Here is a 14,101-nt window from a genome sequence, read left to right as displayed (position 1 = left end):
CAATCAATAAATTTGGTATTTAGATTCTGTGATAATAAAAAATTGCCGAGAAAAATACCCTTTCTCGACAATCTGGCTGCCGTGTCCGGCAGCTTTCTTTTTTGGCTATTTTAAAGGCAAATCGAGCCTTAACAAATCATCGTATGTCTCTCGTTTGACAACTAAAGCAGCTGTACCGTTTTCAACAAAAACAACAGCCGGACGCGGCAATCGGTTATAATTATTCGCCATGGAATATCCATAGGCACCCGTACAGAAGACAGCCAAAATATCCTCATCCTCTGGGTTTGGCAAAGGTAAATCCCATATCAGCATATCCCCCGACTCACAGCATTTCCCAGCAATCGAAACCGTATCATCTGCCTTAGCTAACGGTTTATTGGCTAGGACTGCTTCATATTTTGCCTGGTAAAGGGCTGGACGAATATTATCGCTCATCCCCCCGTCTACCGCCAGATATCTCCTAATTCCTGGAACATCCTTAGATGAACCAGTCTTGTAAAGCGTAATGCCTGCATCCCCTACAAGTGATCGGCCAGGTTCTATCCAAATTTCCGGCATGGCTAAGGAATACTGTTCATTTAAAGATTTTACCTCTTTGATGATTTCACTCACATATTGAGATGGAGGGATTGGCTCATCCTCTTTTGTGTAACGGATCCCAAAGCCGCCTCCCAAATTTAGCACTTGCGCTTCAAATCCGAATTTATTTTTCCACTCTGCCAGCTTCTCAACAATTTTTTGAGCCGCCAACAGAAAACCTGTTGTCTCAAAAATCTGCGATCCGATGTGGCAATGAAGTCCCTGAACATTGAAATAGGGAGAATCCAAAACTTCCATTAATGCCTTTTCTGCTTGTCCGTTTTGGAGATCGAAACCAAACTTGGAATCTTCCTGTCCAGTTAATATATAATCATGTGTGTGTGCTTCAATCCCAGGAGTTACCCTAAGCAGCACATTCATTTCATTCGGTTGTTTTTCCATGCTAATGGATTTTAATAGTTCGATTTCATAAAAATTATCAACAACAATGCAGCCAATTCCGCTGTCAATCGCCATTTCCAATTCTTCACGGCTCTTATTATTGCCATGAAAATGGATTTTCTCACGCGGGAATCCTGCCGTTAACGCTGTGAAAAGTTCTCCCCCAGAAACCACATCAAGCGATAATCCTTCTTCCTCTGCCAGTTGAACCATAGCAACGGCAGAAAAGGCTTTACTGGCATAGGCAACCTGAGCCTTTACGTTTTGTTCTTCAAATGCTTGTTTAAATCCTTGTGCCCTCTCTCTAATTAGCGCAACATCATAAACATACAGGGGTGTTCCAAACGTTTCAGCTAAATCCACGGCATCTGCTCCGCCTATTTCTAAATGTCCTTTTTTATTCACTCCGGTTGTCCCGTAAAAATGCATTTCCTTCCCTCTCTCCGTAACGACTCAATACAGTTTATGTTAACAATCGCAAAAGATATAAACAAATAGACAGAATCCGCAAAAGAGACTGCCTATTTTAATTATTCACTAATCCTTTAATCAAGTAAAATAACTTTAGCATAATTATGGGCAATCTGCAATTATTTCTGATTGCCGCCAGGGGGCTGACGATATAAATTTCTTGGATGCACAATGCTCGGTCTTAAATAAGCCCCCGGTATTGCCCGCCGGAAAATAATCTGCATGAATCCTTTAGGTTCAAATGGAAGAAATGGCCATAAATAGGGAGTATTTAATGCACGCATATGAATCAGATAAATAAACAACAAGGTTGTGCCGATGACGAAACCCGGTTCATGAAAAATGGCAGTGACGATCATCAGCAGCATCCTGGCAATCTTATTTGCCACACTTAGCTCATAACTTGGAGTGGTAAACGTTCCAATCCCTGCAACAGCAACATATAGAATGACCTCAGGCACAAATAGTCCCACATCGATGGCAATTTGGCCAATTAATACAGCTGCAATTAGACCCATAGCTGTCGACAACGGTGTAGGTGTATGGATGGCTGCTATTCGTAAAAACTCAATCCCAAAATCAGCCAAAAACAGCTGGACAATGATCGGTATATTGGTTTTGTCATTTGGTCCGATAAACGACAGTTTTTCCGGCAATAACGATGGTTCAAGGACCATTAACAGCCAAAATGGCAGCAGAAAAATCGAGGTTAAGACCCCTAAAAACCTCGCCCAGCGGACAAACGTACCCATTGCCGGTGATTCCCGGAATTCCTCTGCATGCTGAACATGATGAAAATAAGTAGTAGGTGTTATGATAACACTTGGGGATGTATCACAGTAAATCACCACGTGTCCCTCTAAAATATGTGCTGCTGCCACATCTGCTCTTTCGGTATATCGGACAATCGGAAACGGATTCCAACCCTGTTTAACGATAAACTCTTCAATGGTCTTATCCGCCATCGGAATTCCATCTGTTTGTATCGCCTGGATTTCTTTTCTCAAGATATTAAGCAAATTAGGGTCTGCCACATCTTCCAGGTAACCAAGAGCTACATCCGTCTTTGATCTTTTTCCCACCTTCAGCATTTCAAAGCGGAGCCGTTCATCACGGATTCGTCTTCTTGTAAGCGCTGTATTCAATATGATGTTTTCAACGAAACCATCCCGGGCTCCCCTGACGACCTTTTCTGTATCAGGCTCTTGCGGCGATCGTCCTGGATAACTCCTGACATCTACGACAAGGGCACAGCCTTCACCCTCGATAACCACCGCAATTAAGCCGGAAAGCACTTTATCCACGACTTGGTCCAGTTCTTTGATTTTTTCTACAGATTGATTGACCAGCCGATTTTCAATCAATCCAAACAGGTTCGTTGACAGTTTTTCATGGTCATTAATTTGAACCAGTTCTTCAATCAGTTCAATAATAAAACGAGTATCGCACAAGCCGTTCACATAATAGATATGTACATCTTTTTTTAGGATTTTCAACTTCCTAATCCCAAAATCAAAACTAATTCCAAGCCCAACCCGCTGTTTCATATAGTTTTCAATTTCATTCACCGATTCCGGGATCGGCCATTTCAACTCTTTCGTTCCGGTCATAAAAACCACTCCTTTCAAGGATCAGCTTTACAGCTTTTTCCGTAATCGGCGATCCAATTTTATAGGAATCATGTCTTGCCATTTTTCCGATATCCCCTATTCCGACTTTAATGGGAATATCCAGTTCATCGAGACAATAAACCGTGTCCCCATTAATCCTTCCCATTTCTAGTTCAGGTACGCCATACTTATCAACCCCATATGGAGTCAGGTTTCCATCACGGTCGACGCTAATGTCTACTTTGGCCCATTCTTCATGTCTCGATTTGGCTGCAACAGCCAGAACCCCCAACACCTCAATATCCTCGTGGTCCGCAACATATTTCATTGCGGACTCGCCCTGGCCTTCTCCAACAATTCCACTGTCATCGAACATGACTAAAACAGGATCATGGTCGGCCTGCTTAATCAATTCAACCATTTCAGGACCTGTCTTCAAAGTGGGGTTGCCTTGCGAGGCAGAAATGCATCTGCCGCCTATTTTCTTGGCAACACCCTCGAGTGTCCTTTTCGTATATTCATCGCCGTCTGTTACTATAATGACACGTCTTTTAGAAGTCATACTCTAATCCTTTCCTGAAGGAATCCTTTACTGGTGCACAAAATAAACCCATTGAAAGATCGAGCCAAAAATTTTTCCCAGCACAATTGCCATAATTAAGATCACGATTTTTCCATCCAAATGAATCCGTTTGGCGAGAATCGGAAATACATTTAAAGCCTCTGTCAGGCCCGCAGCCATCATCCCCACAAAGACCCCTCCAGTCAGCCCTAGAAAAATTAACAAAAAGGCCGGCAATCCCAGGATTGGATCCCTTAAATCTGCCAGTACGCCAGCAAGTGCACCAATGACAACGGCCCACTCGTAATGATGAATCATTTTCATTGTTTTGGATAATTGCATCAGTCTTGGGATGATTCCTAGTACAGTCAGAAACGCTACATACCCTGCCCCCACCGACAACCCGCTTGCAAAGCCTAGAAACAGAACCATTAGGATTTTAATCGTCATGGACATGTTTCATACTTTCTTTGTTTTCATGGAGGATCACATAATTATCCAAATCCATCTGGTAATTAAACATTTCAACTTCAAGCGGGCTCGGTTCATCGTTAATCCGTTTCTTAAACACATGATTAAAAAATAAAATCATCCCTAGACCTAAACCAATGGAGTAGGATATTTGAAACAGCAAAGGTTTCTCATCCTTTTCTCCAGTAATAATGGTATAGATCTTCTCCTGAACACTTTTCATGCTGACATCATCATGGAAATTCATCAGAGTCATCGCTGAACCAAAAAACAGGAGAAACCATATTAAAAGAAAAAAAGGCATGGAAGCTCCCTTTTTCTTCGTCACCACTTCAATTATTGTTTGCGGCGGCCCAATCGTTTGGACCTCAAAATCTCCTAATTCTTCGGTAATTTGTTTAATTACCTTCATGACATCAATAATGACAATATTCCCATCCGCTTCTGTCAATTGATGGATTTTAAGATTTTCAATTTTTTTTAGAACAGATTCGGGAGCGATAATTTGGGCCGCATCTTTTAAGATCACATTCTCATCTGAAGAAATATGGAGACGGTGCCGCATGCGGATGTAGATTGTTTTTTCCAAAACATTCACTTCCCACATTTTGATTTCCTCGTACTATCTAGTATGGATTATTCGCTATTAAAACATGTAAAAAACAAAAAGACCGATGGATTAGAGATCCATCCGGTCTTTCATTTGCTGAAGTATCTTTTTTTCCAGACGAGAAACTTGAACCTGGGATATTCCCAGTCTCACGGCTACCTCCGACTGAGTCTGGTCTTTATAATACCTTAAATAAACAATTAGTCTTTCCCGCTCATCCAGTTCGTTAATGGCTTCCTTTAACGCAATCTTATCAAACCATTTCCCCTCATTGCCATCATCAATCTGATCCAATAATGTGATAGGATCCCCATCATTTTCATACACTGTTTCATGAATAGACGAAGGTGTCCGGCTTGCTTCCTGCGCTAAAATGACATCCTCTACCGAAAGCTCCAGATATTCTGAAATCTCATTAACAGTAGGGATTCGTCCCAGTGTTTTTGATAATTCATCTTTGGCTTTACGGATTCTGTTCCCCATTTCCTTAAGGGACCGGCTTACCTTTACTGTTCCATCATCTCTAATAAATCGCTGGATTTCACCAATGATCATTGGGACAGCATATGTGGAAAATTTAACATCGTATGATAAATCAAACTTATCAACTGATTTTAACAGCCCGATACAGCCTATTTGAAACAAGTCATCCGGGTCATAGCCTCGATTAAGAAACCGCTGGACAACAGACCAAACAAGACGCATGTTTTTCTCCACAATGAGATCCCTTGCTTCTTGGTCCCCTCCCTGGCTTCTTTGGATGAGTTCTTTGACTTCATGATCTTTTAAATATGTTTGATTTTTATCGTTTTTGACTTCCACATCCATTGGCAAGTCTCCTTAATTGCAAAGCATTTTGCGGGATTTTAAAGATTTGCGCAGTTTAACTTCTGTTCCGCTGCCAGGCTGCGAATGAATCTCGATCTCATCCATAAAGTTTTCCATGATGGTAAATCCCATTCCGGACCTTTCCAATTCCGGCTTTGTTGTAAATAATGGCTGACGAGCTTCCTCCACATTTACAATTCCAAATCCATGATCCTTAATCGTAATATCAATAACATTGTCCTCAATGGTTACGGAAATATAAACCTTTCCTGCAGGGTCATTTTCATATCCATGTATAATTGCATTGGTAACAGCTTCCGATACAACCGTTTTAATTTCTGTCAATTCATCCATCGTTGGGTCAAGCTGGGCAATAAATGCGGCAACTGTGACACGGGCAAAAGATTCATTTTGACTCAAAGCACTGAACTGAAGATTCATCTCATTCTTCACTTTAGGCCACCCCCAATCTTTGCAAAGCAAATTCTTCCGTCGGTTCCATCTTAATTATTTTGAATAAACCGGACATGTCGAATAATCTTTGTAAGCTTGGAGAAATCGAACAAACGACCATTTCACCGTGCACCTGTTTAATTTGTTTATATCTTCCCAGAATCACGCCTAAGCCCGAGCTGTCCATGAAGGTCAGCTGTTCCAGATTCAAGACAATGTGGCGAATCTCATTTTTTTCAATTAGTTCTGATGCCCTCTCCCGCAGTTCATCTGCCGTATGATGATCCAATTCCCCGCCAAGACGAATGCATAAGACATGCTGTCTCGTTTCAAAATCAATAGTTAGACTCACTATCTACAGTCCTCCTTAATCTGGTATAGTGAGTCAATTCGCTTTTTGCTGGTAATTTTCCTTCCTTGTATACAAAACTTGTTGTATTTCGCTAAAACAAGTGGAATCCCGACATTTTGTCTATTTTCCTGCTTTGGTAAACATACCAAATGAACGTTTATAGAGTGTCCACCAACCGGCTTCTTTTACGTTTTTATTGGCTACAAGCGGGCTTTCAAGGACGACTTTCCCTTCTTTTATAAGCTGAATAGTCCCTACCTTGTCTCCTTTTTTAATTGGTGCCTTCAGGCCCTTTTGCAAGATTACTTTTTGCTTGACATTCTCGGTTTTTTCACCTTTTTTGGTAAGCATGGACAGGGATTCACTTGTTACGGCTTGAACCGTTTTTTCTTGTCCCTTGCTGATCTTTACCTGTCCGATTGCCTGATTCCGTTTATACACCGGATGGGTTTGGTAATGATTGAACGCATAATCAAGCAGCTTTGTCACTTGGGCATTTCTTTCCTTCGAAGTAGGCGCTCCGAACACTACCGCTACGACCCGCATACCATCTTTTTGAGCTGTGGCTGTCAAACAATATTTTGCCTCAGCCGTGAAACCAGTTTTTAAGCCGTCCACACCCGGATAAAAACGCACAAGTTTGTTGGTATTAACCAGCCAAAACTTTTTCTCTGTATTCTCGCGGAGATAGGATTCATACATGCCAGTAAACTTTGTTATATCTTCATACTTTAATAGTTCTTTTGCCATTACAGCCATATCGTAAGCGGTACTATAATGTCCAGTCTCCGGCAGACCTGTCGGGTTTTTAAAGAAGGTGTGCTTTAATCCGAGCTCTTTTGCCTTTTCATTCATCATATCGACAAAGGCCTCTTCTGAACCGGCAATCCTTTCCGCCATGGCAACAGAGGCATCATTGCCTGATCCGATTGCGATCCCCTGCAGCATTTCCTTCGTCGTCATTTCTTCGCCAGGCTCAAGGAAAATTTGTGATCCCCCCATTGAGGCAGCGTGCTCACTTGTGCGGATTTTTTCATCCCAGCTGAGCTTTCCTTTGTCTATTTCCTCCATAATCAGCAGCATGGTCATAATTTTTGTCATACTTGCAGGAGGCAGTTCTTCATTGGCATTTTGCTCGAACAATACTTTTCCTGTATCTCTTTCCATTAAAATGGCCGCTCTAACATTCGTGACAATATCTGAACTTTTCTTTTCTTCAGCTGCAAATGCAGAAGGAACCGTTAAATTGGAAAACATAAAGAGTGCCACTAGTAAAAAGACCAATCGTTTCATTCGCATAACCCTCCATTCTTTATGGATACCAGTTTTTCCAATTTAATTAACTTTATACAAAAATTCCCTTCAATCAGATATAAAAATTGGGTGCCTGAAATTATGTTAGGCTCACATAATTCCAGACACCCATTCTTCTGATTTTTTATTCTGTTATTGCTTCATGAATTAAGATTGGCTGCTCCACCTTGGAAGCAGAAATCTTAATATGTTCATACAGTTTTTTCCTTACTTCGCTAACGTCTTCAAAATTGCTGTAAATGGTTACTAATGATTCCCCTTGCTTCACTTGGTCCCCGATTTTCTTTCTTAATACAAGGCCTACAGCCAAATCGATGACAGAGTCCTTTGTGGCTCTGCCTGCCCCTAGAAGCATGGCTGCTGTTCCCACCTCATTAGCAGTAATTTCAGAAACATATCCGTCCTGTTTCGCCTCCAGTTCAAAGGTGTATTGTGCCTGTGGCAGCTTGGAAGGATCCTCAACGACCGAGGCATCTCCTCCTTGGGAGCTTAAGAACACCTTCAATTTTTCAAGAGCGGAGCCGTCTTTAATCGCATTCTCCAGCAAGACTCTTGCCTCTTTAAGAGTAGTTGCTTTTTCAGCTAAGAGAACCATATAACTTCCCAGCGTTAAACAAAGCTCGGTTAAATCTTCAGGTCCCTCTCCTTTTAACGTATCGATCGCTTCTTTCACTTCAAGAGCATTGCCGATCGCATATCCCAACGGCTGGCTCATATCAGAAATAACCGCCATAGTCTTTCGGCCGACGTTACGGCCGATACGAACCATGGCTTTCGCCAGCTCGCGTGAGTCTTCCAGCGTCTTCATAAAAGCCCCAGCACCTGTTTTTACATCCAGGACGATGGCATCGGCACCAGCAGCTATTTTTTTGCTCATGATCGAACTGGCAATAAGCGGGATGCTTTCAACGGTCCCTGTTACATCCCTCAGAGCGTATAGCTTTTTATCTGCCGGAGTTAAATTTCCGCTTTGGCCAATGACTGCCAATTTATTTTTATTTACGAGTTCAATAAACTTATTATTGTCCAGCTCAACATGAAATCCCTTTACGGACTCTAATTTGTCAATCGTCCCTCCGGTATGGCCCAAACCGCGGCCAGACATTTTCGCCACCGGCACTCCGACAGAGGCAACAAGCGGTCCAAGCACAAGCGTGGTGGTATCGCCAACACCCCCGGTTGAGTGTTTATCTACTTTTATCCCGTTTATTTGTGATAAATCAATCTGGTCTCCCGACTCCACCATAGCCATCGTTAAATCTGCTCTTTCCTGTTCCGACATGCCGCGGAAAATAATCGCCATAGTCAGGGCACTTACTTGGTAATCAGGGATGGAGCCTTCTGTATAGCCTTTTATTATAAAATTGATTTCTTCTGTCGTCAGTTCATGACCGTCACGTTTTTTTTCAATTAAATCAACCATTCTCATTGGACTCACCACTTTGCCATCACTTTTTTATTAAACAAGAGCTTTCACAATCTCTTTAATATAGAGCAGAAAATTGGCTTTTACTTTTTCGGTTGTTTCAATGACCTCGTCGTGTGTCAACGGCTGATCAAGAATCCCCGCGGCCATGTTGGAAATGCAGGAAATACCGAGCACTTTCATGCCGCTATGCCGGGCAACAATGACCTCAGGTACAGTTGACATCCCAACTGCGTCACCGCCTAGCACACGGACCATCCGAATTTCAGCAGGAGTTTCATACACCGGTCCAGGATTGCCAAAATAAACGCCTTCTTTTACATCCAGCTCGATCTGGGCAGCAATTTTTTTTGCCAATTTCCGCAAATCCTTATTGTATGCCTCCGATAAATCAGGGAAACGGACGCCAAGCTGGGCATCGTTTGGACCGATTAATGGATTGGTGCCCATATTATTTATATGATCAGTAATAATCATTAAATCCCCGGGAGAAAAGCTCTCATTCACGCCCCCTGCGGCATTGGTCACAATCAATGTTTCAACCCCCATCTGTTTCATAACCCGGACGGGAAAGGTGACCTTTTCCATACTATAGCCTTCATAAAAATGGAATCGCCCTTGCATTGCCACTACTTCAACACCGCTCAAATTTCCAAAAACAAGCTGGCCGGCATGCCCTTCGACTGTAGAGACCGGAAAATCCGGAATTTCCTTGTATGGTATTTTGACAGCCTGGTCGATTTCATCCGCCAAAACACCTAAACCTGATCCTAAAATAAGGCCAATTTTTGGGGTTTTATCATACTTTTTCTTTAAAAACTCAGCTGCATTTTTTATCTTTTCATAACTCATCCTACTGCCCTCTTTTCTCATTCATAAAATTTCATGGCATCTTTTGTCTCTAGTTTAATTCACCTAAAAAACTTTTTCCGTAGTTTGGCATTTTAACCTGAAAGTTCTCAGCAACAGTGGCCCCAACATCAGCAAAGGTTTCTCTTATTGGAAGCTTTTTTCCCCCCTGCATGGTTTTTGAGTAAACAAGCAATGGAACATATTCACGAGTGTGGTCTGTTCCAGGAGCAATCGGATCATTTCCATGGTCAGCCGTGATAATTAGCAAATCATCCTGTTTCATTTTCGCAAACACTTCAGGCAGCCTGGCATCATAATCCTCCAGGGCCTTGCCATACCCTTCTGGATCGCGGCGGTGTCCGTAAAGTGCATCAAAATCAACAAGATTTAAAAAGCTGATGCCGGTAAACTCCATATCAAATGTTTCCGCCAGCTTATCCATGCCATCCATGTTGGAAACGGTTCTCAATGACTTAGTTACCCCTTCTCCATCATAAATATCCGAAATCTTGCCGATGGCAATAACATCAAACCCTGCATCCTTCAACTCACTCATGACTGTGCGGTCAAATGGTTTTAACGCATAGTCATGGCGGTTAGGAGTCCGTTTGAAATGGCCTGGCTCTCCAACAAATGGACGGGCGATCACCCTGCCGACCATATATTTTTCATCCAGTGTCAATTCACGGGCAATTTTACAAATATCATAAAGCTCTTCGAGAGGAACAATTTCCTCATGTGCTGCGATTTGAAGAACGGAATCTGCCGATGTATAAACGATTAAAGCACCTGTTTTCATATGTTCTTCACCAAGCTCATCCAAGATGGCCGTTCCGCTTGCCGGCTTATTTCCGATCACTTTGCGCCCCGTCCTAGATTCAAGCTCCGAAATAAGTTCATCCGGGAAGCCATCTGGAAATACTTGAAATGGAGTTTTGATATTCAAACCCATAATTTCCCAGTGTCCCGTCATCGTATCTTTTCCGTTGGAAGCCTCTTGCATTTTCGTATAATAGGCCAACGGTTGATCTGCTTTCGCAATTCCCTTCAGTTCACGAATATTGCTTAATCCCAGACTGCCCATATTAGGCATATGGAGACCATTCATTCTTTCGGCAATATGACCTAATGTATCTGCCCCTTTGTCGCCAAACCTTTCTGCATCTGGCGCTTCTCCAATTCCCACTGAGTCCATGACAATAATAAAAATCCGTTTGTATGTATTGGCTGTCATTTTGGCCCCTCCTTTTTACTTCATTATTGATAACGTTTTCAAACCTAAAAAGATGACATAAGGATAGGTTTCCCTTTTACATTTGTATTAATCAAAATTATTGGTCAGAAGTCTGACATCTTTATTTTACTAAATGCTACTGAAAATACAAGGAAAAAGCTGTCTTTTTTTCAGACAGCTTTTTGAAATTTATGTGAAATGGTCCTTAAAGCTATGACTCTATCAAGCTCGTGGATGAAATTTGTTATAAACGTCCTTAAGCCGCGGTTTTGTCATTTGAGCATAAATTTGTGTTGTCGAGATATCGGCATGCCCCAGCATTTCTTGAACTGCTTTTAAATCTGCCCCATTTTCAATTAAGTGGGCAGCAAAAGAATGCCTCAGCACATGAGGAGTCAGCTGCTTATTAATTCCTGCTTCGTTGGTTAATCTTTTTAAGATCTTCCAAAATCCCTGCCGGGTTAATCTGCTTCCATGATGGTTTAAAAATAAGGCATTTTCAAAATGCTTGGCGGAAACAAAATGTGGTCTGCCTTCTTCTAAATAATGTTTAATGGCATCCGACGCAGTTCGGCCAATTGGGATAATCCGCTCTTTATTTCCTTTACCCATGCAGCGGACAAAACCCATAGCCAGATTGATATGCTCCACGTCCAAGCTAATTAGCTCACTTACCCTGATTCCAGTCGCGTAAAGAAGCTCCAGCATAGCTTTGTCCCGTTTACCAAAGTGATCGATTAATTTTGGGGCATTTAAAAGGGTTTCCACTTCCTGAAGGCTCAACACTTGTGGCAATGCTCTTTCAATTCTGGGCGGGTCCACTTCGGACGACGGATCGTGGTGGACAACTTGCCTCCTTAATAGAAATTGGTGAAAGGCCCTTATGGAGGCAATGTGCCTGGCAATCGTTTTCGCAGATTTCCCTTCATCCTTTAACATGCCTAGAAAATGGCCGATATGAAGGCGCTGTATTTCATTTAATGCCTGAACGCATTCAACCCTTTGCAAATAGTGAATATAACTCTTTAAATCCCGTTCATATGATAGGACTGTATTCTTTGCCAGCTGCTTTTCAGCAGACAAATAATGGATAAAATTGTGTAAGTAATCGTCCATTGCTTTTACTCCCCATTTAAATAGAACAATACCAGCCGATTAAACAAGGAAGAACTTTGCTGATCAACGGCGTTTGAAACCTTTACCGCAGTTCCTTCTGGTTCATCATAACGATGATAGTTTTGATATTCTTCTGTTACCCACATGATACCATAATAAAATAGCACCGTGCATCCGGTGAAAAGAATAAATACTTTTAAGGTTTGCAGGATGGCTTTAAAAAAAGAGAACATCTTTATTCCCCCAGATTTCCATTATTCACTAATTTAAGGTATGCCAATTTGTACAAGTTTTATACCTATGATAATTGGAAATAGTCAAAATAATGATGTTTTAAAATAGAAAAAGCCCTTTTTCTCAAAAAGGACCAGTCTTCTATTATTCTGCTTTTTCTTCATCCTTTGGTTTATCTTGGCAGCGATGGCATATGCCATGGAAGGTAAGGCGGTGATCTTTGATTTTAAAATTCCATCTGCTTTCCACTATGGCTTCCACATCTTCTAGTAAATCTTCTTGGATTTCATCTACTGCACCACATTCTATGCACACAAGATGATGGTGGAAGTGGGCGGCCCCTTCCTGTCTTAAATCGTAGCGGGATACTCCATCACCAAAGTTTATTTTATCCACAATTTTCAATTCGGTTAATAATTCTAGTGTTCGATAAACAGTTGCCAATCCTATTTCCGGCGATTTTTCTTTTACGAGGAGGTACACATCTTCTGCACTTAAATGATCCTCTTCATTTTCCAGCAAGACTTTAACAGTTGCCTCACGCTGAGGTGTCAGTTTGTAGCTTGCTGAATGCAACAATTTCTTAATTCTCTCAATTCTAGTTTCCATCCGAAGTTCCTCCCGCGCCACTGTTAATTCTCATTATAACAGATGGCATTGGAGAGTCAAAATAAAATTATTACAAATAACAGTTTATAATTATTTTTATTTAATATTCATTATAAAACGAAATTCTCAGCCTATAAATCGGCGGTCCCGATAATGGTCTTCATTAACCATGGCGACAAGTAGGCTTCAATGCCCGATGCGGCAGACAGGAATAGGACAGCTGCAATAAATGCAAAAATGTAGCCTTTAAAAAACGGAAGGATCGGTTCGGCAAATTTCTTTATAAATTGTCTTTTAATCATTCTCATTGAGAAAATCACGGAAAAGGCAGCCATGATAATGAAAACCGGAATGATTATCACATTTTGCGGCAGAATCGAAACAAATGCAAGCGTGAATCCTTTCCACCCCATTTGACTGACAAGAAATCCAACTGTAAAACCGACAACCATTCCTTTTACAAATAAAAGGATAAGAATAATCGGCAGGCCAATAATAGAAATGCCAAGAACCCATATTAAGCCAATGAATTTACTATTATGATAAAAACTTTGCAGGAACAAATCTAGGTTCCCTGCCGTTTTTCCATCTGAAACTTGTCCAAAGAATTGAGATAGATAGTAGAAGAGGTCTTCTTTTTGAGTAAAGCTCATACTGTTGACCACGATCGCCCCAAATATGACCCCCATAAGAAATAAAACAATGATAAATAAAAAAATTGAGGAATGCTCACGGAAATAACTGGCGGCATTGGACTGGTACAAACGTTTTTTCATACGCGTTTCCTCCTATTACTGGTTCAGTTAATACAGTCTATGCTCCCCTAGTATTTCTATGACCAAATTTTGATAGATTTGGTGTTTAAAATAAATGCTCTAGAATCGAGGGCGCTCCCTATTGTTTTTTGCAAGCAGAAAGTGCAGAAAAATGCAGCGAAATTTACATAGGCTTGCAGCTAGTGTTTACATTAAATTC

16 protein-coding genes are annotated in these 14,101 nt (G+C 41.4%); all 16 read right to left on the bottom strand.

Features of this window, described 5'->3' with window-relative positions; genetic code table 11:
* Positions 1 to 105: 105 nt before the first annotated feature.
* The 16 genes from lysA to spoIIM all read right to left on the bottom strand — a co-directional run bounded on the left by lysA (position 106) and on the right by spoIIM (position 13,902).
* The gene (lysA, locus tag NFS43_RS23705; protein WP_251555424.1) at positions 106 to 1,413 is read right to left on the bottom strand and encodes a diaminopimelate decarboxylase; all 1,308 of its coding nucleotides are present in this window, start codon (positions 1,411 to 1,413) and stop codon (positions 106 to 108) included.
* Between the two features lie 161 nt (positions 1,414 to 1,574).
* Positions 1,575 to 3,065 carry a spore germination protein gene (locus tag NFS43_RS23700; protein WP_251555423.1) on the bottom strand — a complete coding sequence of 497 codons (1,491 nt, stop codon included), beginning with the start codon at positions 3,063 to 3,065 and terminating at the stop codon, positions 1,575 to 1,577.
* Complete coding sequence (gene spoVAEA / locus NFS43_RS23695) at positions 3,016 to 3,627, bottom strand: stage V sporulation protein SpoVABEA (RefSeq protein ID WP_251555422.1); 612 nt, start codon at positions 3,625 to 3,627, stop codon at positions 3,016 to 3,018. The genes NFS43_RS23700 and spoVAEA overlap by 50 nt, the downstream gene beginning before the upstream one ends.
* A gap of 27 nt (positions 3,628 to 3,654) precedes the next feature.
* Entirely contained in the window at positions 3,655 to 4,077 is a 423-nt protein-coding gene (locus NFS43_RS23690; RefSeq protein WP_251555421.1) for a stage V sporulation protein AB, read from the bottom strand.
* Positions 4,067 to 4,687, bottom strand: coding sequence for a stage V sporulation protein AA (locus NFS43_RS23685; RefSeq protein ID WP_251555420.1), 621 nt, complete (start codon positions 4,685 to 4,687; stop codon positions 4,067 to 4,069). Before NFS43_RS23685 ends, NFS43_RS23690 begins: the two co-directional genes overlap by 11 nt.
* Positions 4,688 to 4,777: 90 nt before the next feature.
* Positions 4,778 to 5,536, bottom strand: a complete 759-nt coding sequence (gene sigF / locus NFS43_RS23680; protein ID WP_251555419.1) for an RNA polymerase sporulation sigma factor SigF — start codon at positions 5,534 to 5,536, stop codon at positions 4,778 to 4,780.
* A 12-nt stretch (positions 5,537 to 5,548) separates the two neighbouring features.
* Positions 5,549 to 5,989 carry an anti-sigma F factor gene (gene spoIIAB, locus NFS43_RS23675; protein WP_251555418.1) on the bottom strand — a complete coding sequence of 147 codons (441 nt, stop codon included), beginning with the start codon at positions 5,987 to 5,989 and terminating at the stop codon, positions 5,549 to 5,551.
* A gap of 1 nt (position 5,990) precedes the next feature.
* Positions 5,991 to 6,341: an anti-sigma F factor antagonist gene (spoIIAA, locus tag NFS43_RS23670; RefSeq protein ID WP_251555416.1), complete on the bottom strand. Its 351-nt coding sequence runs from the start codon at positions 6,339 to 6,341 to the stop codon at positions 5,991 to 5,993.
* Between the two features lie 120 nt (positions 6,342 to 6,461).
* Positions 6,462 to 7,634 carry a D-alanyl-D-alanine carboxypeptidase family protein gene (locus tag NFS43_RS23665; protein WP_251555414.1) on the bottom strand — a complete coding sequence of 391 codons (1,173 nt, stop codon included), beginning with the start codon at positions 7,632 to 7,634 and terminating at the stop codon, positions 6,462 to 6,464.
* Positions 7,635 to 7,779: 145 nt separating this feature from the next.
* Complete coding sequence (locus tag NFS43_RS23660) at positions 7,780 to 9,084, bottom strand: pyrimidine-nucleoside phosphorylase (protein ID WP_251555413.1); 1,305 nt, start codon at positions 9,082 to 9,084, stop codon at positions 7,780 to 7,782.
* Between the two features lie 30 nt (positions 9,085 to 9,114).
* Complete coding sequence (locus NFS43_RS23655) at positions 9,115 to 9,933, bottom strand: purine-nucleoside phosphorylase (protein WP_251555411.1); 819 nt, start codon at positions 9,931 to 9,933, stop codon at positions 9,115 to 9,117.
* Positions 9,934 to 9,982: 49 nt separating this feature from the next.
* The gene (gene deoB, locus NFS43_RS23650) at positions 9,983 to 11,167 is read right to left on the bottom strand and encodes a phosphopentomutase (RefSeq protein WP_251555409.1); all 1,185 of its coding nucleotides are present in this window, start codon (positions 11,165 to 11,167) and stop codon (positions 9,983 to 9,985) included.
* A 222-nt stretch (positions 11,168 to 11,389) separates the two neighbouring features.
* Positions 11,390 to 12,283 (bottom strand): site-specific tyrosine recombinase XerD, encoded by an 894-nt coding sequence (gene xerD / locus NFS43_RS23645; protein WP_251555406.1) that lies wholly within the window; start codon positions 12,281 to 12,283, stop codon positions 11,390 to 11,392.
* Between the two features lie 5 nt (positions 12,284 to 12,288).
* Positions 12,289 to 12,516 carry a YqzK family protein gene (locus NFS43_RS23640; RefSeq protein ID WP_251555405.1) on the bottom strand — a complete coding sequence of 76 codons (228 nt, stop codon included), beginning with the start codon at positions 12,514 to 12,516 and terminating at the stop codon, positions 12,289 to 12,291.
* Between the two features lie 145 nt (positions 12,517 to 12,661).
* The gene (gene fur, locus NFS43_RS23635; RefSeq protein ID WP_251555403.1) at positions 12,662 to 13,126 is read right to left on the bottom strand and encodes a ferric iron uptake transcriptional regulator; all 465 of its coding nucleotides are present in this window, start codon (positions 13,124 to 13,126) and stop codon (positions 12,662 to 12,664) included.
* 131 nt (positions 13,127 to 13,257) lie between these two features.
* On the bottom strand, positions 13,258 to 13,902 hold the full coding sequence (gene spoIIM / locus NFS43_RS23630; RefSeq protein WP_251555401.1) for a stage II sporulation protein M: 645 nt from the start codon (positions 13,900 to 13,902) through the stop codon (positions 13,258 to 13,260).
* Between the last annotated feature and the right edge of the window lie 199 nt (positions 13,903 to 14,101).

Origin of the sequence: Neobacillus muris (genome assembly GCF_943193175.1) — a bacterium.
GTDB lineage: Bacteria > Bacillota > Bacilli > Bacillales > Cytobacillaceae > Neobacillus > Neobacillus muris.
This window is presented reverse-complemented; position numbering and strand designations above follow the sequence as displayed.